Source organism: Mesorhizobium sp. M7A.F.Ca.US.005.03.1.1, assembly GCF_003997975.1.
Classification (GTDB): domain Bacteria; phylum Pseudomonadota; class Alphaproteobacteria; order Rhizobiales; family Rhizobiaceae; genus Mesorhizobium; species Mesorhizobium ciceri.
The window spans coordinates 1-18,601 of record NZ_RZRO01000120.1 but is presented as its reverse complement, the minus strand read 5'-3'; the positions used below and the strand labels follow the sequence as shown (position 1 = coordinate 18,601).

Sequence of the window (18,601 nt, the reverse complement as noted above, 5' to 3'; positions counted from 1 at the left end):
ATGCGCAAGCGCATGGGCGAGGTCGGCTTTACCGAATTCTCGACGCCGATCCTGACCGCGTCTTCGCCCGAGGGCGCGCGCGACTTCCTGGTGCCGTCGCGCATCCATCCCGGCACCTTCTACGCGCTGCCTCAGGCGCCGCAGCAGTACAAGCAGCTGATCATGGTGTCTGGCTTCGACCGCTACTTCCAGATCGCGCCCTGCTTCCGCGACGAGGACCCGCGTGCCGATCGTCTGCCGGGCGAATTCTACCAGCTCGACCTCGAAATGAGCTTCGTCGAGCAGGACGACGTGCTGTCGACCATGGAACCTGTCATGCGCGGGGTCTTCGAGACCTTCGCCAACGGCAAGCCGGTGACGCAGAAATTCCAGCGCATCCCCTATGATGTGGCCATGCGCAAATACGGCACCGACAAGCCGGACCTGCGCAACCCGATCGAGATGCAGGCCGTCTCCGATCATTTTCGCGAGTCCGGCTTCAAGGTGTTCGCCAACATCCTGGCCAACGACCCGAAAGCCGAAGTGTGGGGCATTCCCGCCAAGACCGGCGGCAGCCGCGCCTTTTGCGACCGTATGAATTCCTGGGCGCAGGGCGAGGGCCAGCCGGGGCTGGGCTATATCTTCTGGCGCAAGGAGGGCGACAAGCTCGAAGGCGCCGGTCCGCTCGCCAAGAACATCGGCGAGGAGCGCACCGAGGCGATACGCCTTCAGCTCGGCCTTGCCGACGGCGACGCCGCCTTCTTCGTTGCCGGCGATCCGAAGAAGTTCGTCTCGTTTGCCGGTGCCGCGCGCACCCGTGCCGGCGAGGAGCTGAACCTTGTCGACCGCGAGCGTTTCGAGCTGTGCTGGATCGTCGACTTCCCGTTCTTCGAGTGGAACGAGGAAGAGAAGAAGATCGACTTCGCCCACAACCCGTTCTCGATGCCGCAAGGTGGCATCGATGCGCTGAATGGCGAGGACCTGCTCGGCATCAAGGCGTTCCAGTACGACATGGTCTGCAACGGTTTCGAGATCGCCTCAGGCGGTATCCGCAACCATCTGCCCGAAACCATGGTCAAGGCGTTCGAGACGGTCGGGCTGGACCGCGCCACGGTCGAGGAGCGCTTCGGCGGCCTCTATCGTGCCTTCCAGTATGGCGCACCACCGCATGGCGGCATGGCCGCCGGCGTCGACCGCGTCGTCATGCTGCTGCTCGGCGCCAAGAACCTGCGTGAGATCACCATGTTCCCGATGAACCAGCAGGCCTATGATCTGTTGATGAACGCACCGTCGGAAGCGAGCCCGCAGCAGCTTCGCGACCTGGCGCTGCGCGTTGCCGTGCCCAAGAAGGACGCCTGATCGCGCTTCGGGCGATGCTTTAAAGACCGCCCGAACCATTCTTTCGATTCGCTAATCCCAACGAAAAGCCCGGCATCGCTGCCGGGCTTTTCGCATACCAGATCGCTTCGATCAGTCTTCGTTGGCCTTGACGGTGACACCGAGCGTCTTGGGCAGATCGAGCGGGTTGGACATGGCGCCCGCCATGATCAGTGCGAACGGCACGGATGCCGGCGGCTCCGCCGAGATTTCGAGGCTCTTCGGATCGTCGAGGAATTTGCTGACCGCGGCCGTAACCTGCGCAGTCAGTTCCGGATTGTTGAGCTGCGCCATGCCGAACGGCACGATCGCCTTGGCCTGGTTGGCGATGTCCTTGCCGGACATGCCTTGCTGCTTGCCGACATAGTCCAGAACCTTGTTGGTCAGCGAATCGTCGTCGAAGCGGATCGAGGCGCTGTTGAACGAAAGCTGCTGCAACAGGCCGAGCATGGCCATGCCTTGCGCCGAATTGTCGGCGCCTTCCGGCTGTGCCGCCATCTTCTTCTGCATTTCCTGCAGCGACTTGATGAAGTCCAGCGTGTAGCCGCCGAGATTGAAGGTCATGCCGAGCGTGCCGGCATTCTCGACCGAGATGTCGTATTTCGACAGTTCCATCTTGCCGTCCGTGGGCTGCCAGGTGCCGGCCATTTCGAGATTGCCCGCGATGTTCTGGTAGCCGAGCGCGTTGATGACTTCCTTGGACTTGGGATCGTCCACCAGCGTCAGGTCGGCATTGAATTTTTCCGTGGTGGCGGTGAATTCCATCGCCTTGCCGTCCGCCGGCGGCGTGATTTCGATGGCAAGCCCGTCCATCGAGAAGGCGGTCTTGTCGGCGACCTTGACGGTCATGTTCGAGAGTTCGGCGGACTTGTACATCATCAGCGAGCCCAGCGGGCCGGTGGCGCCGTCGGCCGGAACTGTCATGTCGTGGATGACGAAGGGGCTGAGGTCGAGGGTGACGCCGTCCTTGCTGTGTGTGAAGGCAGCCGTTGATACGGTGGCGATGTCATAGCCGCCATTTGCCTCGGTCACGCCTTCGAGTTTGACGTCGCCGATGGGAAGCGCTTCCTTCTCCGCCGCCGGTTTGATGGCAACGCCCTGCAGCACCATGCTGGTGTTGTCGCCGGTCACCCCGGTCCAGGTGATGTCGACACCTTGTGCGACAAGCGCTGCCTTCAGCCGGTCGGCCACTGCCGTATCCTGTGCGAGGGCCGCATTCAGCGGCAGCGTGAGCAAGAAGGTCGAAAAAGCCAGTTTCTTGAGAATTGAGCGTTTGATTGTCATCGCAAGGTCCCTGAGAGTGTCCTGAAATTGTTTTTTCAATTATTTGCGCCATCACCATTCCGTGACGAACTGGACCGGAAAAAGGCGTGTCCCGGCACATTGGTCAAAAATCGCGGTGAAAGGCAAACCCGATCCCACCGTCTTTGCGCAAACCGGTGAATTTGTCATGAAGAGCCGATAGCCGGATATCGTCGCGCTTGGCGATAGAGCCCGCATGTAACAGGCTGATGTTGGCCGACATCCGCTGGGGTATGGTTTCATGTTGCAGAAAGGCCGGTATCTCCGTCGGGCTCTTGCCGCGAATCACCCGCTCGGCTAGTCCGAGCCCATGGGAAAAAGGCTTTTGCCGCCTGAAAATGGCGGTGGCGATCACATCGAGCCGGTCGATCTGAAGAAGGCGCTGGAAGAGCGCTATCTTGCCTATGCGCTGTCGACCATCATGCACCGGGCGCTGCCCGATGTGCGCGACGGACTGAAGCCGGTCCATCGCCGCATCATGCACGCCATGCGCCTGCTGCGGCTCAACCCCGATCAGGGCTTTGCCAAATGCGCCCGCATCGTCGGCGAGGTGATGGGCAAGTTCCACCCGCATGGCGACCAGTCGATCTATGACGCGCTGGTGCGGTTGGCGCAGGATTTCTCGATGCGCTATCCCCTGGTCGACGGGCAGGGCAATTTCGGCAACATCGACGGTGATAACGCCGCCGCCATGCGCTACACCGAAGCGCGCATGACCGATGTGGCGACCGAACTTTTGTCCGGCATCACCGAGGATGCCGTCGATTATCGGCCGACCTACAATGAAGAAGACGAGGAGCCGGTGGTTTTGCCCGGCGCCTTTCCGAACCTGCTGGCCAACGGCTCGTCCGGCATTGCGGTGGGCATGGCGACATCGATCCCGCCCCACAACGCCGCCGAGCTTTGCGATGCCGCACTTCACCTGATCGAAAACCTGGACGCGCCGGTGGCGAAGCTGATGGACTTTGTCCAGGGGCCGGATTTCCCGACCGGCGGCATCATCGTCGACAGCCGCGCCTCGATCCTCGAAGCCTACGAAACCGGTCGCGGTGGCTTTCGCGTGCGCTCGAAGTGGTTCCAGGAGGACCAGGGCAGGGGCACCTGGAGCATCGTTGTCACCGAAATCCCGTACGGCGTGCAGAAGGCGCGGCTGATCGAGAAGATCGCCGAGCTGCTGATGGCGCGCAAGCTGCCGCTGCTCGAGGACATCAGGGACGAAAGCGCGGAGGACGTCCGCGTCGTGCTGGTGCCGAAGAGCCGTTCGGTCGACCCCGGCATCCTGATGGAATCGCTGTTCAAGCTGACCGAGCTCGAAAGCCGCTTCCCGCTCAACATGAATGTGCTGTCGCGCGGCAAGGTGCCCAACGTGCTGTCGCTGAAGGGCGTGCTGCAGGAGTGGCTCGAGCACCGCCGCGAGGTTTTGGTCCGCCGCTCGAAACATCGCCTCGGCGAAATCGAAAGACGGTTGGAGATACTTGCCGGCTACCTGATCGCCTACCTCAACATCGACGAGGTGATCAGGATCATCCGCGAGGAGGATGAGCCCAAGCAGGTGATGATGGCCCGCTGGTCGCTCACCGACACCCAGGCCGAAGCCATCCTCAACATGCGGCTGCGCGCCCTGCGCAAGCTGGAAGAATTCGAGATCCGCAAGGAATTCGACGGCCTGAGCGCGGAGAAGAAGCAGATCGAGGCACTGCTTGCTTCAAACGAGAAGCAGTGGGCGACGATCAAGTGGGAAGTCACCAACATCCGCGACAAGTTCGGTCCGGAGACCGAGCTCGGCAAGCGCCGCACCCAGTTCGCCGACGCGCCCGAGCATGATCTGACCGACATCGCACACGCCATGATCGAGCGCGAGCCTGTCACCGTCGTCGTCTCGGAAAAGGGCTGGCTGCGGGCGATGAAGGGGCATCTGGCCGATCTCTCGACGCTGACCTTCAAGGAGGGCGACAGCCTCAAGCTCGCCTTCCATGCGCAGACCACTGACAAGGTACTGGTCTTCACCACCGGGGGCAAGTTCTACACCATCGGCGCCGACCGGCTGCCTGGCGGGCGCGGCCATGGCGAGCCGATCCGCATCATCGTCGATATGGACAATGACCAGGACATCGTCACCGCCTTCGTTCACGATCCGAAGCGCAAGCTGCTGCTGGCCTCGCACGACGCCAACGGTTTTATCGTGCCGGAGGAGGAAGTCGTTGCCAACACCCGCAAGGGCAAGCAGGTGATGAACGTCAAGGCGCCGGACGAAGCCAAGCGCTGCATCCCGGTCACCGGCGACCATCTCGCCATCGTCGGCGAGAATCGCAAAATGCTGGTGTTCGCGCTCGCAGAGATTCCGGAGATGGGCCGCGGCAAGGGCGTGCGCCTGCAGAAATACAAGGATGGCGGCCTTCTCGACCTCAAGCCGTTCACGCTTGAGAGCGGCCTCTCCTGGCAGGATTCAGCCGACCGCACCTTCACAAGGTCGCGCGAGGAACTGGCTGAATGGATCGGCGCCCGTGCCTCGGCCGGACGCATGGTGCCGAAGGGATTCCCGAGGACGGGGAAATTTGGGTAGCGAGTGAAGCTGCCGATCTCCCCCCTCGTGGGGAGATGCCCGGCAGGGAGAGGGGGGCGCTGTCCCGCCGACGGTCGAGTTCACAGATACTCGATTGGTTTGCGGCTCACGGTCCAAATCCAAGGCCGCGATCCTTCACGCCCCCTCTGTCCTGCCGGGCCTCCCCCACGAGGGGGAGATTGGCAGCTTCACCATCTCATTTGGACTATCGTCACGATTGCTGCACTATATCAGTGCATAGACAGGAGGGGTGTTTGGGAGAGCCAGGCGTTTGAAGGAAGCAAGAATCCAGAAACCGGAACGGCAGCAGCGCCTCTTCGGCCTGTCGACGCCGCTCAGGGCAGCCGTCATCCCGCCGCTGTCGGCGGCACGCTGGCTGCTGGTGCTGATCGTTGCCGCCGGCGTCTATTTCTTCCACGGCTTCCTGTTTCCGGTGCTGGCGGCGCTCGTCATCGCTTTCGCCAGCTGGCCGCTCTACCGCCGCCTGCTTGTCGCGGTCGGCGGCAACCGCACCATCGCCGCGACCTTCGCCATCCTGTTCATCCTCGCCTTCCTGGTGATCCCGATCGCGCTCGCCGGCACCTATGCGATCAACGAGGTCCGCGAATGGGTCGCCTGGGCGATCGAGACCAACCGCCACGGCGCGGTGACGCCACACTGGATCGCCACCATGCCTGTCGTGGGCGAGTGGCTGAACGAACAGTGGACCACCAATTTCGGCCATCCGGGCGGCATTGGTGAGCTGATCCAGCTGGTCAGCGGCGCTAATATCGGCAGCATCTATCGTGGCGTGCTGGCCGCAGGCGGCAGTGCTTTCGGCCTGCTGTTGACGCTGCTGTTCATGATGATCGCGCTGTTCTTCGCCTATCGCGACGGCGAGCACTTTGCCGGCCAGGTCGACCGTCTCGGCGAGCGCATCCTGCCGACCAGATGGGAGCGGATCTCGCGCGTCGTGCCGGCGACGATCTCGTCGACGGTGACCGGCATGACCGTCATCGCCATCGGCGAGGGCCTGGTGCTGGGCATCGCCTACTGGCTGGCCGGCGTGCCGTCGCCGGTCACACTCGGCGCCCTGACCGGCGTCATGGCGCTCATCCCGGGCGGTGCACCGCTGTCGTTCACGCTGGTCTCGATCTACCTCGCCGCCAGCGGCTCGCCGATGGCCGGGCTGGCGCTGTTCCTCTGGGGGGCGGTCGAACTGTTCATCGTCGACAAGACATTGCGCCCCAAGCTCGTCGGTGGCCCGATAAAACTGCCCTTCCTGCCGACTTTTTTCGGTCTGATCGGCGGCGTCAAGACCATGGGGTTTCTCGGCCTGTTCATCGGCCCGGTGCTGATGGCCCTGCTGGTGGCTATCTGGCGCGAATGGCTGCGCGAGGTGGAAATGGCGGAAGACGTCGTTCCCGATGGCGTCGCCGAGATCGAAGGCAGCCCGCCGCAGATCGAAATTGTCGCCGAGAAAAAGGCCCGGGCATGATCTTCGGGATCCAAGCGCGACTCACCTGACGTCGGTCTACGCATGTTTTTGCGATTTGTTCTGCCAAGAATTATTGAGGGAATGCAGGCGCGCGAAGGTTTTTTTGGCGCTGCCTACGAATTGCGAGGCCAACCTGATATCGATCAACACACGTTAGATCGGCTGGAAGATAGTCTCGCCTGGTTTCGACAGAACCTTGCGGTACCGCCACGTTTCAACCTCTCAAGATCGAAAGGTTTTTACCGGAAACAGACGACCCAAGGATTAAGCTGGTTCAAGCCAACGGCAACGGACCATTTGGCAAGGGCTTATGACCTCGCGGCGCTCCTTGGGCGGCATGGGCATCATGTCGAGGTCATGAAGAGTTCCCGTCTGGGATATGTTGTTTACGAGGACGAATACCAGATAATCGCAGAGCCTTTTTCAGATACGGCAACGCGTTGATTGCGCTTGCGTGCGCTGCAGGTCTGGAACGACTGCCGTCCACTCTCTAGGCCGGGTGAGCGACGGCGAGCGTCGCTCGGCGCTTGCGGCCCTCATGCAGTTGCCACAGCGAATGCGCAGTCAGCGTGACGATCAGGATCCCGCCACCGATCAGGCTGTTCCGGGTCGGTGCCTCGGCGAAGATCATCCACACCCAGACCGGCGCCAGCACCGTTTCGAGCACGTAGAACATCGCCACTTCCGGTCCCGAAATGTATTTCGGCCCGGCGGCAAGGCAGAAGAACGAAATCGGCATGACGACCGCGCCGTTGAAGATGATCCACCAGGGCGCGTTCACGTGAAAGCCTTCGCCTGTCACCATGAAGGCCGCCAGCCCAAGCGGCAGAAGCACCCCGACGAGCGAGGTGAATCCCATGTCCTTGCCACTGGCGCGCGAGATGGTGATGGCCACGGCGATGAAGAAGGCCGAGCAGAGCGCCATGAAATCGCCGAACAGCTTGCCGGTGCCGACGGAACCGCCGACGATGACCAGCACGCCGAAGATCATGATCGCCATCGCCGCGATGGTCACCAGCCGCGGCCTCTCGCGCAGGAATATCCAGGACAGCAACCCCGCAAAGACGGTGTTGAAGGCCAGGATGAACACCAGGTCGGCGGTCGAGGTGTGGTAGACGGCGGTGACGAAGGTGATCCCGGTCAGCCCGTAGCATATCGCCACGATCAGGCCGGACCAGCCGGGGATCAGCGGCGGGGCGTTTCGGCTGAGTGCCCGCCAGACCGACCAGATGACCATGGCCGCGACGAAAGTTGTGCCGGTGCGCAGCAGCATGATCGTCCATGCGCCACCGTCGGCGAGGCGGATCAACGGTATGTCGACAGTCAGCGTGAGCCCGCCGATGGCGGTTATCAAAAGACCTTTCTGGTGATCGTGATGAGAGGACATGCAGGAACTTTCGCAATGAAATGCAGGCTGGCGGCCGGCCGGTGCAATGGCGCACTCTCTCCAGCCAACCGGCTGAAAGACCAGCATCCCCTGCCTTGAAACAGTTTAAAGGCGGACCTTGGAAAAGCTCAGCGTGAAACCGCTTCGTTGATGTAGCGTTCCCAGCCCTTGGGGCCGAGATGCTCCTGCGGCATGAAGCGCATCTTATAATTCATCTTGCGCGAGCCGTTGACCCAGTAGCCGAGATAGACATGGGGCAGACCCATCGCCCTGGCGCGGGCGATGTGGTCGAGGATCATGAACGTGCCGAGCGACCGTTCCTCGAAATCGGGATTGAAGTAGGAATAGACCATCGACAGGCCGTCAGCCATCTTGTCGGTGAGCGCCACCGCGATCAGCTCGCCCTGTCCCTTGCCGGTGATGAAGGTGTCGGGTCCACGCCGCCGATATTCGATCACCTTGGTGTCGACATGGGTATCCTCGACCATCATCGCATAGTCGAGCACCGTCATGTCGGACATGCCGCCACGGCGGTGGCGGGCATCGAGGTAGCTGCGGAACAGGGAATATTGTTCGGTCGAGGGCTCGGCATTGTGCATGTAGCCGACGAGATCGGAATTGTGCTGCAGCACGCGCTTCATGTTGCGGCTGGCGACGAATTCCTGGGCGAGGATGCGTACCGAAACACAGGCGCGGCAGGTCTCGCAGGCCGGCCGGTAGGCGATGTTCTGCGAGCGCCGGAAGCCGCCTTGCGTCAACAGGTCGTTCATCTCCGCCGCCTTGTCGCCAACCAGGTGCGTGAACACCTTGCGCTCGAACTGGCCGTCGAGATAGGGGCACGGCGACGGCGCGGTCAGGAAGAACTGCGGCGACTGGGTCGGATGCTGCGTCATCGAGCCTTGGAAACACTCCTTCGAATCGCTCTACCTTTGGCGCGGATGGCGAAAAATTCAACAGGATTATGTGGGCGCGGTCGACTCGACTCCTTCACATTTGTGCTCAATCGGTTGCGACTGCTCTTCAGAGGGCCGTTTCAGCGGTCGGTGCGGCTGACGACCGTGCCAAGCAAAAGATCGTGCAAGGTGCGTTTGCGGTCGGAAAACAGCGTCACCAGCAGGACAAGCGGCGACAGGATGACATTGCCGGCCCAGAACAGCACCGAATGGACAACCGCAGTGAGGCCGTCGATCGGCCTGCCGTCGAGCCGGTCGAGCCGGATGCCCATCATCTTCATGCCCGTGGTGGCCTGGTCAGCGCTGCCCAACGTGTTCCAGATGTAGAGGATGGCCACAGTCGGCACCAGGACGCCGAACAGCATCCAGCCAAGGCCGAGGGTCAAAAGCCCGAGAAAGAACACCAGAATGGCAAACGGAATGGTGAGCAGCGCGACGATGATATAGTCGATCACAAAAGCCAGGATGCGCCTCGTGCGTACGCCGTCATAGGCCCTGACATCGTCGAGCCTGCTGGTGATGATTTCGCCGTCGAGAACGCGCGCGTTCATGTCATTTCCTCGTAACAAGGTCCGACATAGGGTGCGGACTGCTCAGCCATGAAATGGTGAAGGCCTGTGGCGGAATCAAGATCGCGCTTCCAGCGGTGCTCCAGCTTCGATGGCGTCGGGCCCGATGCGAACTGGTTGAATTTGCGGCGCGGATAGCATTAGCTTGTTGCGGCGCAGCAGAGCGCACAGGGGACGGGGCAATATGGACTACGACATGCTGGTCATCGGCAGCGGCCCTTCCGGCCGCCGTGCCGCGGTGCAGTCGGCCAAGCTCGGCAAGTCCGTGCTGGTGGTCGACCGCGGCCGGCGTCTGGGCGGTGTCTCGGTGCATACCGGGACCATCCCATCGAAAACGCTGCGCGAAACGGTGCTCAATCTCTCGGGCTGGCGCGAGCGCGGCTTCTACGGGCGTGGCTACCGCGTCAAGCAGGATATTTCGGTCGGCGATCTGGTCGAGCGCCTGCACAAGACGCTCGACCATGAGGTCGAGGTGCTGCAGCACCAGTTCATGCGCAACACGGTCAAGAGCGCTCGCGCCGCGGTGAAATTCCTTGGCCCCAACAAGGTCAGCCTGACATCAGACACCGGCGATTACAGCGAGGTCGGTTTTGCCAATGCGCTGATAGCGGTCGGCACCAGGCCGCACCGCCCGCGCGACGTGCCTTTCGACAAGACCCGCGTCTTCGACAGCGACGAGATGCTGGAGCTTGATCGCTTGCCGCGCACGCTGACCGTGATCGGCGCCGGCGTCATCGGCGTCGAATATGCGACGATCTTTTCCGCGCTCGACGTGCCGGTAACCTTGGTCGAGCCGCGCAACTCCATCCTCGATTTCGTCGACCGCGAGATCGTCGACGATTTCATCCACCAGATGCGCGATCGCGGCATGACCATCCGGCTGGGCAGCGCGGTGAAGGAGATCCGCTCCAAGCCGGACGCCGCCGAAGTGGAACTGGCCGATGGCCGCACCATCCGTTCCGAGGTTGTGCTCTACGCCGCCGGCCGCACCGGCAATGTCGGCAGCCTGGGCCTGGATGTCGTCGGCATCGACGCCGACTCCAGAGGGCGCATCAAGGTCGATCCGCAATCCTTCCAGACCAGCGTGCCCAACATCTATGCCGCCGGCGACGTCATCGGCTTTCCGAGCCTGGCCTCGACTTCGATGGAGCAGGGCAGGGTGGCCGCCTGCCATGCCTTTGGAGTGCCTTTGCCGCCGCCGCCGGAAACCTTCCCCTATGGCATCTATGCGGTGCCGGAAATCTCGACGGTCGGCCAGTCTGAAGAACAGGTGCGTGAGAGCGGTGCGGCCTACGAGGTCGGCGTGGCGCGTTTTCGCGAGACCTCGCGCGGCCACATCATGGGTGTCAACACCGGCTTCCTGAAGCTGCTGTTTTCGATCGAAACGCGCCGTCTGCTCGGCGCGCACATCATCGGCGAGGGCGCCACCGAGCTCATCCACATCGGCCAGGCGGTGATCAATCTCGGCGGCACCGTCGACTTCTTCGTCAACAACACCTTCAACTATCCAACGCTCGCCGAAGCCTACAAGATCGCCGGGCTGGATGCCTGGAACCGGATGGGAAGAGGGTAGGCCGGCTGGTCGTGGCGGCGAGCCTGTCAGCTTGCCTGCGCCACCGCCGCCGGTCCCGCCAGCCATTGCCTGACGATTGCCGCGTCGGCGCTGCCGACTTCATGACCTGATGAGACAATCCTGGCGTCGATCTCGGCGCCATGCCGACTGAGCAATGTCACCAGAGCAGGGGCGAAAGGCGCATAGGTGAGGTCGGCGGCGCCGGCGATCATCAGCACCCGCACCTTTGACAGATCCGTCGCCGGCACATCATCGAGCACCGGCATCGGTCGCAGCAGCGCGGCGCGTTCGACAAGGCCCGGATGCAGCAGCATCAGGCTCGAAACCAGATTGGCGCCGTTCGAATAGCCGAGGAAAATTGTGCGCGAGAGGTCGAGACGATGGCGTGTGGCCGCATCAGCGACGAAGCCCGCAAAGGCCTCGGTTTCGGTGCGGATGCTCGCCTGTTCGAAGCGCGTCGGCGTGATCCGCGCGAACCAGCGGAAACCATCCTCCTGGACAACGCGGCCACGCACCGCGATGAGCGTGGCACGCGGTGCGATCTCTCGCGCCAGCGGCACCAATGTCGTCTCGTCGACACCCGACCCATGCAGCAGGAAGAAGCAGTCGCCCGTTGAATCCGCCGCGCCGTAAAGCCGGTAGTGGAAGGCGAGATCACGCCGCAACGCACCATCTTGTGAGGTCTCGTCGATCATCGACCATCCTCTTGATTATATGACGTTTCGCTCAATTTGCCGGCTTCAAAACGCAATATTTTCAAGCTCCGCGAAAGTTGATTGAACCGGGCGCATTACAGTCCGTTTCTCCGCCGATAACATCCTTCGGGAGGAATCGAAGCGGTGCGCCGGGGGTCGCATTGCCGGTATGAACAACCAGCTTTGAGGCCTTTTTGTCGATGACCACCCAGATTTCCCCGGACCGCGATGCGCGTGTCCCAGACCGCGAGGCGCGTGTCCCGGACCGCACTGAGCGCGACACGCGCATCGATGTGATCCGTGCTCTCGCCTTGTTGACCATCTATGTCGACCATGTGCCGGGTACCGCCTTCGAGTATCTGACATACAAGAATTTCGGCTTTTCGGATGCGGCGGAGGTCTTCGTGCTGATCTCGGGAATCTCGGTCGCGCTCGCCTACGGCAAGAAATTCCAGCCTGGAAACCGGCTGCTGGCAACTTTGAAGATGTTGCGCCGCGCCGGTGTGCTTTATGCCACCCACATCGTCACCACCATGGTGGTGATGGCCATTTTCTGCGCTGCGGCGGTGTTTGCCAGGCGGCCGGAGCTTTTGACGATGATCAACATCGAGCCGTTGATCAAGAATACGCCGCAGGTGCTGATCGGCATCGTGACGCTCGGCCACCAGCTCGGCTACAACAACATCCTGCCCGTCTATGCGGTGCTGCTCTTGCTGGCGCCGCTGTTCCTGCTCATTGTCAGCTATCGGCCGGTCCTGGCACTGGTGGCATCCGGCGCCCTGTGGCTGGTCGCGGGGATTTATCAGATTGCTCCGCCCAACTACCCCGAGCCCGGCTTCTGGTTTCTCAACCCGCTGTCGTGGCAGTTCCTTTTCAACATCGGCCTGGCGGGCACGCTGCATGTGCGTCGCGGCGGCACCATCCCGGTCAATCGCTGGCTGGTTGGGGCGGCCTTGGCCTACACCGTTGTGGCCCTGGTCTGGGTGCACAGCCCGCTTTGGGGGCATATCTCCTGGTTTGGCCTGCCTCCGGTGCTGACCGGTTTCGACAAGACGTTCCTGTCGCTGCCGAGGCTCCTGCATATACTCGCAGTGAGCTACCTGATCGTGGCATTCCCGGCGATCTCGAATCTGTTTCGCACCGGGCGCGATCATCCGCTTGCCATATTGGGCAAACGATCGCTGCCGGTTTTCATTGCCGGCACGGTGCTTGCAATGGCGGCGCAGGTGCTGAAGCTGATCAATCCGGGCGGATTTGCCTATGACAGCCTGTTGATATCGGCCGGCATCGTCATGCAGTTCGCGCTCGCCTACTATCTCGAATGGCTATCGGGCCTTGGCTGGTCCGCCAAAAGCAGGCCGGCTCACAGCGCCGCATCGCCCGTCCATGCTGCATCCTTCGCGATGCCGGGCATGGCGACAAGAATGGGCCGTTGAGCTCAGGTGGGCGAGGGGCCGGATGAGGCCCGCACCACGAGTTCGACCGGCAGCGATTGCCGGCTGAACGAACCATCATTTTCAAGGATCGCCTTGACGGCAAGGCGGCCCATCTCGGCGATCGGCTGGACGATCGTGGTCAGCGGCGGCTTGGAAACCGCCCCTTCCGGAACACCGTCGAAGCCGACGACAGAAACATCGCCCGGTACCGCAATGTCGTGCTGCCGCAGCCAGTCCAGCGCATGGAGCGCCATCCTGTCCGACATCGCCAGGATGGCTGTCGGCGCCTCGGCACCGGCGAAAATATGTTCGAGGCCGGCCCACACGCTCTTCTCGTCATTGACGGTCTCGTAGATCGGCACACGCTCGACGTCGATGTCGACGCGGGAGAGTTCCGCGAAATAGCCACGCAAGCGGTCCCGCGTAGCGGAGTAGAGGGCCATTTCCACCTGCTCCCTTGTGGTAGGGCCGAAGCCTGCGTCGGCACAGGGCAGGGTAAGCACGGCAAAGCGGCGATGTCCGAGTTCGGTCAGGTGGCGGGCCGCCAGGCCGGCACCGGCGATGTTGTCGACGCCGATCGCCGCGACCGCATCGTCGTCGTCCGAATCGAGATCGAGCGCCACAAAGGGGAGCTTGCGTTCACGTGCCAGTTGGACCAGCTTTGAGCCGCCATCGACACAGAAAACGATGAAGCCATCGACCAGCGCACTCTGGATGTTCCACGCCAGCTGCTCGCCATTGACGGCGGAGACCAGCGAAATCCCCGCACCGGTCGCGTCACAAGCCTGCGAGATGCTGGCCATCATCACCCGGGCAAAGGGATCGTCGAAGAAATAGGAGAGGGGTTCCGCGGTCGCGACACCGATGGCATTGACCTTGCCGGCGCGCAGCAGCCGGCCCTTGGGATCCGGTCCGCCATATCCCATGGCCTCGGCTGCCGCCTTGACCCGTTCACGGACCTCCTCGCGCACGATCTCCGGACGGGCGAAGACGTTGGACGCGGTGCCGTGCGACACGCCGGCTGCCTTGGCAATGTCCGCCAGCCGGACCGGTCTTGTCTTTGCAGAGATAAGTGGCGCCATCTTCGTCTCCTGAATTCTTCCCATTTAACACTTTCGTTGGATCGGTTCAAATTTTGGCTTGATCGAGGCTTCGATAGGGCCTATGTTTGAATCGATCCAAGGAAACGCCTGCTGGCAGAATTGGATCGATTCAACATCAAGTAGGGAGTTGTGTCATGCATCCCGTCAATTTTCTGTTCGAAGACATTTACCGCAACGACTGGAGCATCTCGTCGAACACCGCGACGCAGAAGCGCCGCGGCAAAACCAGCCCATGGGTCCGCGAGTTGCGGTTCCTTGTGGAGCGCAAGCGGAGCTGATCGGGGTCGGTTTTTCGCACCTCTCGATTGGATCGATTCAAGTGCTGAAAGGAGCGCACATCATGCATCCCGTGAGCTATCTATTTGAAGACATCTATCGCAACTATTGGGGCATCGCGCCGGCTTCCGAACGGCCGGAGCGGCATCGGTTGGCAAGGCTGCGGCGGCGCAATCGCGAATTGCTCATCAAGCCCGAGCGCCGGCAGGATTAGCCGCCACGCTCGACGTTTGGTGCCGGCGGGCGTCAGGACCGCACGCGCACCAGCGCCGAGGCAGCGATCGCCAGCCAGCCGGCAATGAGCAGCGTGCCGCCGATCGGCGCCGACAGCGGGAATAGCCGCGACCCGATGAAATCGCGGGCCAGCAGATCGCCGCAGAACAGCAGAAGCCCAACCAGCAGGATCAGGCTGCCGATGCGCAGGATCCGGTTCGCGCCAAGCAATCCGGCGGCAAGGAAGACCGGCGCATGCATCAGCAGGAAAGATGCGGCGGTGCCAACGAAGGCGCCGCCGAGATGCGCCGCCGCGGCCGACAGCGCCACGCCGGCAGCACCGCAGAGGCCCCCGGCCAGGACGAGGATACGGCTGCTGTCGTCGGAAGGTCGTTCGGCTGTGCTCATGTTTGGGGCCCCGTGACGCCCAACCCCGTCAGGGCTTGCCGGGGTTGGCAAGCATGTCCTGCTCGCGGCGTGACTGTGCCAGCCAGTTATACACCGCGCCCCCAGCCATCAAGACGGATGTGCCCAGAAACACCGAGCGCATGCCGAAATGACCACCGGCAAAGCCGCCCAGCAAGGGGCCGGCGACTTGCCCGACATATTGGGCGGAGATCGACAGCCCGAGCACATTGCCGCCGACCCCATCGGGAACATTGTGGCGGATCACGCTGGTGATGCAGGGCAACAGCCCGCCCAGCGCCAGACCCATCAGGAAGCGCAGGCCGATGAGTTGCCAGCTCTGCGTGACGAAGGCCTGCGGGATCAGCAGCAGCGCCGAGACGGCAAGCGCGCCGATGATGACGTTCCAGTGGCCGACGCGGTCGGCGAGCTTGCCCAGGCGCGAGGCCGACAGGATGGCGCCAAGGGCCGCCGCCGACATGACGACGCCTGATACCAGCGTGACGCGGCTCTGGTCCTCGATGAGCTGCTGCACATAGACGGTGATGATCGGCTCGATCGACATGGTGGCGAAGCTCAACAGCATGCCGGTCGCCAGCATGGCGACAACAGGCCGTTTGTCGGGGATTTGTGACCAGCCGCCTTTCCGCTTCTGCGTCGCTGCGGCGTCTGCTGTTTTCGGCCGGGGATTCTCCTTGATCAGAAACGTGGTCGCCAGGAATGCCAGGAAGATGACACCGCCGGAGAGGAGAAAGGTGGCGCGGATGCCGATCAGCGGCGGCAGGGCGCCGCCAACCAGAGGGCCGACCAGAGCCCCGCCCGTGATGCCGGCCGACAGCAGGCCCAACGCCCAGCCGGAACGCTCCTTGGGTGTCTGCATGGCGACGAGGATGGTCGATCCCGAGGAGTAGCCGCCGGCAAAGCCGATGAGCAGCCGCAGCAGCACCAGCTGCCAGACCGTCTGCACCATGCCGGTCAGCGACATGCATATGGCCATGCCGAAGCTGGCGCGAACCAGCATCACCTTGCGGCCATAGCGGTCGCCGAGACGTCCCCAGAGCGGCGCCACCAGCGCCGCCGCGAAGAACGTCGCGCCATAGGCAATCCCCGACCATTGCACGATCGCCGCGTGACCCTCGGCACCCAGCTGCTCGATATAGAGCGGCAGGAACGGCAGAAGCAGCGTCATGGCGACAAGCGTCGAAAACGAACCGGCGAAGCACACGAACAGATTGCGCCGCCAGTGGATGTTGTAGGTGCTGTCGGTCGCCGGGGGCGTGCTCTGCTGCATGTCGTATGTCCTGTCCCAGCAACTCTTTTATCGATGCTTGCTGCGGATACCAATTTGGGATACCAAGATGGTACACGTCATGGACGCAAGCTTGGCCGCTGTCAATGCAGCCTGTCGAACGTGATCGGCAAGACGATCGCAAACGGCCAAAAGATGGAAACGACAATGTCGCAGATGCACAGCGTCGAAAAACAGCTTCGGCAGATGATCCTGGGCCTCGAGATCGGTCCCGGCGAAAAGCTGACCGAGCGCTGGATCGAGAGCCGTTTCGGTGCATCGCGAACCCCGGTCAGGGCAGCACTTCTGCGGCTCGAGACCGAGGGGCTGGTCGGCAGGGACGGGCGCGGCTGGACGGTGTCGCCGATCAATCTGGCTGAACTCGAGCAGATCGCCGTCTACAGGGAGGCGGTCGAGGTTGCGGCAGTTCGCCTGACATGCAGCCTGGCGGACCGGAGCGCCATCGATGTCATCCAGGCGATGCTCGAATCCTGCGACAACGACACGCCGCGCGAGGAATGGCATCGCGTCGGCATGGATTTTCACATCGAACTGGCGCGTCTGTCGGGCAATGAATTCCTGTTCCGGGCGGTCCGTGATGCCATGACACGCCTGTCACGGGCGCGCTGGCTGGAGGTTCGCGACGAAGCGGCCCTCAGCCGCGCCTGGGCCGAACATCGCGCCATACTGGCGGCGGCACGCCGTGGCGACGCCGATGAAGCCGCGCGCCTGCTCTCGGTCCACATCGTCGGCAGCCGCGACCGGCTGGTGACGTCGCTCGCCAACGATCGGCGCGGTCTTCGCGCCAGAGGCTTTGCCGTCGTTGCTGCTTAAGGCGGATGAAGGGGCGCAAAGCGGCGTCTGGACGTGTGCGCACTTTCGCCCTCGCTTCGCAGACGCCGATGGCGTAAGGAGCGGCGATGGAAAACAACCGATTTGAAACACCTGTGACTGTGAAGTCAGTCGCGGCGGGAAGCACTCAGCTCTTGCGCACGGCGCGTGAGGCTTCCGACTACCTCCTCAACAGCTGGCCCGGCAAGCGCAGCCCCAAGCATCGCGCGGCCCTGCAGGCCTGCCATGACGCACTCGCCGGCGACAAGCCGGCGATGAACGCCAGGCGCGCCTTCATTGCGGCGGCGCGCGAAGTGGACGTCTTTGTCAGCGACAAGGCGCCGGCCTGACACAAGGCGACATCCGAGGCGGCAATCCGGATTGAGGCACGGCCCGCATCTGCGGGCCTTTTGCCGTCACTTTGCCGTTTCGGTTTCGGCTTCAGTCTCGTCTTCGGGCTTCGAACGTTCCCTCGCTGCAACCTTGGCTGCCAGCTTCTCGGCCTTCTTGGCCGCCTTCTGGCGGTCGCGTTCCTTGCGTTCCTGATCGTAGTTTGGTGGTCGCGCCATATCGGCTCCTTTTTCACTGCCTCGCGGCTCTGGTCCTGCCTAGGAGCATTAGCCGTCAAACACAACAGCTGAAGCGATAGTGCGTCGATGATGGCCAGGCTTGCAAGATGCGCGCCGCAATGATGGGGCCACGCCCATCATTGCGGCGGCGATACCTATCGCCGTCGATTTGCCGATCAGATGCCGCTTCGGTCAATCACCAGATCGGCGGCACCAAAGCGGTCCTTTGCCGTCAGCTGCTGGTGCCAGTAGGGATAGAGCAAGGGCGGCCGGCTGACCGCGTCGAGGCGCTCGCGCTCCTCGCCCGAAAGCACCAGGCTTGCCGCCGCGATGTTGTCGAGGAACTGCGTTTCCGTCCTGCCGCCGATCACCAGGGAACTGATGGACGGCCGGCCAAGCAGCCAGGCCAGCGCCACCTGCGCTGCCGACACGCCGCGCTGCGCGCCGATCTCCACAAGCACATCGACGATCCGCCACAGCCGGTCCTCGTCGCGGATCGGTGGTTCCGACCAGCCCGCGAGTTGGCGGGCGGTGGGGCTGTCACGGCGGTATTTGCCGGACAGCAATCCGCCGGCAAGCGGGCTCCAGACCAGAACGCCCAGCCC

The 18,601-nt window shown here is 62.7% G+C and carries 21 protein-coding genes; 10 read left to right on the top strand and 11 right to left on the bottom strand.

Features of this window, described 5'->3' with window-relative positions; genetic code table 11:
• Positions 1–1,338, top strand: a 1,338-nt coding sequence (gene aspS / locus EN990_RS31225; protein WP_127388505.1) for an aspartate--tRNA ligase, incomplete at its 5' end; no start/stop codon positions are given.
• A gap of 111 nt (positions 1,339–1,449) precedes the next feature.
• Here the strand turns inward: aspS and EN990_RS31220 are convergent.
• Positions 1,450–2,640: a hypothetical protein gene (locus EN990_RS31220; RefSeq protein WP_064995458.1), complete on the bottom strand. Its 1,191-nt coding sequence runs from the start codon at positions 2,638–2,640 to the stop codon at positions 1,450–1,452.
• A 103-nt stretch (positions 2,641–2,743) separates the two neighbouring features.
• Positions 2,744–3,013: a hypothetical protein gene (locus tag EN990_RS31215; RefSeq protein WP_127423385.1), complete on the bottom strand. Its 270-nt coding sequence runs from the start codon at positions 3,011–3,013 to the stop codon at positions 2,744–2,746.
• Between EN990_RS31215 and parC the strand changes: the two genes are divergently transcribed.
• The 3 genes from parC (at position 2,969) to EN990_RS31200 (ending at position 7,142) form a co-directional block, all read left to right on the top strand.
• Entirely contained in the window at positions 2,969–5,221 is a 2,253-nt protein-coding gene (gene parC / locus EN990_RS31210; protein WP_127366116.1) for a DNA topoisomerase IV subunit A, read from the top strand. The genes EN990_RS31215 and parC overlap by 45 nt on opposite strands.
• 271 nt (positions 5,222–5,492) lie before the next feature.
• Entirely contained in the window at positions 5,493–6,698 is a 1,206-nt protein-coding gene (locus EN990_RS31205) for an AI-2E family transporter (RefSeq protein WP_013532277.1), read from the top strand.
• Between the two features lie 42 nt (positions 6,699–6,740).
• Positions 6,741–7,142 (top strand): hypothetical protein, encoded by a 402-nt coding sequence (locus EN990_RS31200; protein WP_013532276.1) that lies wholly within the window; start codon positions 6,741–6,743, stop codon positions 7,140–7,142.
• Positions 7,143–7,188: 46 nt separating this feature from the next.
• On the opposite strand, the gene EN990_RS31195 is transcribed toward EN990_RS31200, so the two are convergent.
• The 3 genes from EN990_RS31195 to EN990_RS31185 form a co-directional block, all read right to left on the bottom strand.
• Positions 7,189–8,085: a DMT family transporter gene (locus EN990_RS31195; protein WP_127366114.1), complete on the bottom strand. Its 897-nt coding sequence runs from the start codon at positions 8,083–8,085 to the stop codon at positions 7,189–7,191.
• A 128-nt stretch (positions 8,086–8,213) separates the two neighbouring features.
• Positions 8,214–8,978 (bottom strand): arginyltransferase, encoded by a 765-nt coding sequence (locus EN990_RS31190; RefSeq protein ID WP_024504696.1) that lies wholly within the window; start codon positions 8,976–8,978, stop codon positions 8,214–8,216.
• A gap of 140 nt (positions 8,979–9,118) precedes the next feature.
• Positions 9,119–9,589, bottom strand: a complete 471-nt coding sequence (locus EN990_RS31185) for an RDD family protein (protein WP_127366113.1) — start codon at positions 9,587–9,589, stop codon at positions 9,119–9,121.
• 202 nt (positions 9,590–9,791) lie between these two features.
• On the opposite strand from EN990_RS31185, the gene sthA reads away from it, so the two are divergent.
• Positions 9,792–11,180, top strand: a complete 1,389-nt coding sequence (sthA, locus tag EN990_RS31180; RefSeq protein ID WP_027162436.1) for a Si-specific NAD(P)(+) transhydrogenase — start codon at positions 9,792–9,794, stop codon at positions 11,178–11,180.
• A 26-nt stretch (positions 11,181–11,206) separates the two neighbouring features.
• On the opposite strand, the gene EN990_RS31175 is transcribed toward sthA, so the two are convergent.
• A complete protein-coding gene (locus tag EN990_RS31175; RefSeq protein ID WP_127366112.1) occupies positions 11,207–11,875 on the bottom strand; it encodes an alpha/beta hydrolase in 669 nt (222 codons plus the stop codon).
• 200 nt (positions 11,876–12,075) lie between these two features.
• On the opposite strand from EN990_RS31175, the gene EN990_RS31170 reads away from it, so the two are divergent.
• Positions 12,076–13,311, top strand: coding sequence for an OpgC family protein (locus tag EN990_RS31170; protein ID WP_024504692.1), 1,236 nt, complete (start codon positions 12,076–12,078; stop codon positions 13,309–13,311).
• Between the two features lie 2 nt (positions 13,312–13,313).
• Here the strand turns inward: EN990_RS31170 and EN990_RS31165 are convergent, their stop codons facing one another.
• Positions 13,314–14,393, bottom strand: coding sequence for a substrate-binding domain-containing protein (locus EN990_RS31165; RefSeq protein ID WP_127366111.1), 1,080 nt, complete (start codon positions 14,391–14,393; stop codon positions 13,314–13,316).
• Between the two features lie 155 nt (positions 14,394–14,548).
• Here EN990_RS31165 and EN990_RS35850 point away from each other — a divergent pair, with 155 nt between their 5' ends.
• Both EN990_RS35850 and EN990_RS35845 read left to right on the top strand, forming a co-directional pair.
• Positions 14,549–14,692, top strand: a complete 144-nt coding sequence (locus EN990_RS35850; protein ID WP_013532268.1) for a hypothetical protein — start codon at positions 14,549–14,551, stop codon at positions 14,690–14,692.
• 62 nt (positions 14,693–14,754) lie between these two features.
• Positions 14,755–14,904: a hypothetical protein gene (locus EN990_RS35845; protein WP_081714372.1), complete on the top strand. Its 150-nt coding sequence runs from the start codon at positions 14,755–14,757 to the stop codon at positions 14,902–14,904.
• A 32-nt stretch (positions 14,905–14,936) separates the two neighbouring features.
• On the opposite strand, the gene EN990_RS31150 is transcribed toward EN990_RS35845, so the two are convergent.
• Both EN990_RS31150 and EN990_RS31145 read right to left on the bottom strand, forming a co-directional pair.
• A complete protein-coding gene (locus EN990_RS31150) occupies positions 14,937–15,311 on the bottom strand; it encodes a DUF423 domain-containing protein (RefSeq protein WP_027162433.1) in 375 nt (124 codons plus the stop codon).
• A 28-nt stretch (positions 15,312–15,339) separates the two neighbouring features.
• Complete coding sequence (locus tag EN990_RS31145; RefSeq protein ID WP_127367173.1) at positions 15,340–16,599, bottom strand: multidrug efflux MFS transporter; 1,260 nt, start codon at positions 16,597–16,599, stop codon at positions 15,340–15,342.
• A gap of 165 nt (positions 16,600–16,764) precedes the next feature.
• Between EN990_RS31145 and EN990_RS31140 the strand changes: the two genes are divergently transcribed.
• Positions 16,765–17,430, top strand: coding sequence for a GntR family transcriptional regulator (locus EN990_RS31140; protein WP_024504688.1), 666 nt, complete (start codon positions 16,765–16,767; stop codon positions 17,428–17,430).
• An 86-nt stretch (positions 17,431–17,516) separates the two neighbouring features.
• On the top strand, positions 17,517–17,777 hold the full coding sequence (locus EN990_RS31135) for a DUF982 domain-containing protein (protein WP_013532263.1): 261 nt from the start codon (positions 17,517–17,519) through the stop codon (positions 17,775–17,777).
• A gap of 66 nt (positions 17,778–17,843) precedes the next feature.
• Here the strand turns inward: EN990_RS31135 and EN990_RS31130 are convergent, their stop codons facing one another.
• Together EN990_RS31130 and EN990_RS31125 are read right to left on the bottom strand one after the other, a co-directional pair.
• A complete protein-coding gene (locus tag EN990_RS31130) occupies positions 17,844–17,996 on the bottom strand; it encodes a hypothetical protein (protein ID WP_013532262.1) in 153 nt (50 codons plus the stop codon).
• Positions 17,997–18,172: 176 nt separating this feature from the next.
• Positions 18,173–18,601, bottom strand: a 429-nt coding sequence (locus EN990_RS31125; RefSeq protein ID WP_164766188.1) for an aldo/keto reductase, incomplete at its 5' end; no start/stop codon positions are given.

What these genes read in the sequence shown, in the direction of transcription:
- EN990_RS31220 (WP_064995458.1), bottom strand. Translation starts at nt 2,640, where the DNA reads ATGACAATCAAACGCTCAATTCTCAAGAAACTGGCTTTTTCGACCTTC.
- parC (WP_127366116.1), top strand. Translation starts at nt 2,969, where the DNA reads ATGGGAAAAAGGCTTTTGCCGCCTGAAAATGGCGGTGGCGATCACATC.
- EN990_RS31200 (WP_013532276.1), top strand. Translation starts at nt 6,741, where the DNA reads ATGTTTTTGCGATTTGTTCTGCCAAGAATTATTGAGGGAATGCAGGCG.
- EN990_RS31195 (WP_127366114.1), bottom strand. Translation starts at nt 8,085, where the DNA reads ATGTCCTCTCATCACGATCACCAGAAAGGTCTTTTGATAACCGCCATC.
- EN990_RS31190 (WP_024504696.1), bottom strand. Translation starts at nt 8,978, where the DNA reads ATGACGCAGCATCCGACCCAGTCGCCGCAGTTCTTCCTGACCGCGCCG.
- EN990_RS31185 (WP_127366113.1), bottom strand. Translation starts at nt 9,589, where the DNA reads ATGAACGCGCGCGTTCTCGACGGCGAAATCATCACCAGCAGGCTCGAC.
- sthA (WP_027162436.1), top strand. Translation starts at nt 9,792, where the DNA reads ATGGACTACGACATGCTGGTCATCGGCAGCGGCCCTTCCGGCCGCCGT.
- EN990_RS31175 (WP_127366112.1), bottom strand. Translation starts at nt 11,875, where the DNA reads ATGATCGACGAGACCTCACAAGATGGTGCGTTGCGGCGTGATCTCGCC.
- EN990_RS31170 (WP_024504692.1), top strand. Translation starts at nt 12,076, where the DNA reads ATGACCACCCAGATTTCCCCGGACCGCGATGCGCGTGTCCCAGACCGC.
- EN990_RS31165 (WP_127366111.1), bottom strand. Translation starts at nt 14,393, where the DNA reads ATGGCGCCACTTATCTCTGCAAAGACAAGACCGGTCCGGCTGGCGGAC.
- EN990_RS35850 (WP_013532268.1), top strand. Translation starts at nt 14,549, where the DNA reads ATGCATCCCGTCAATTTTCTGTTCGAAGACATTTACCGCAACGACTGG.
- EN990_RS35845 (WP_081714372.1), top strand. Translation starts at nt 14,755, where the DNA reads ATGCATCCCGTGAGCTATCTATTTGAAGACATCTATCGCAACTATTGG.
- EN990_RS31150 (WP_027162433.1), bottom strand. Translation starts at nt 15,311, where the DNA reads ATGAGCACAGCCGAACGACCTTCCGACGACAGCAGCCGTATCCTCGTC.
- EN990_RS31145 (WP_127367173.1), bottom strand. Translation starts at nt 16,599, where the DNA reads ATGCAGCAGAGCACGCCCCCGGCGACCGACAGCACCTACAACATCCAC.
- EN990_RS31140 (WP_024504688.1), top strand. Translation starts at nt 16,765, where the DNA reads ATGTCGCAGATGCACAGCGTCGAAAAACAGCTTCGGCAGATGATCCTG.
- EN990_RS31135 (WP_013532263.1), top strand. Translation starts at nt 17,517, where the DNA reads ATGGAAAACAACCGATTTGAAACACCTGTGACTGTGAAGTCAGTCGCG.
- EN990_RS31130 (WP_013532262.1), bottom strand. Translation starts at nt 17,996, where the DNA reads ATGGCGCGACCACCAAACTACGATCAGGAACGCAAGGAACGCGACCGC.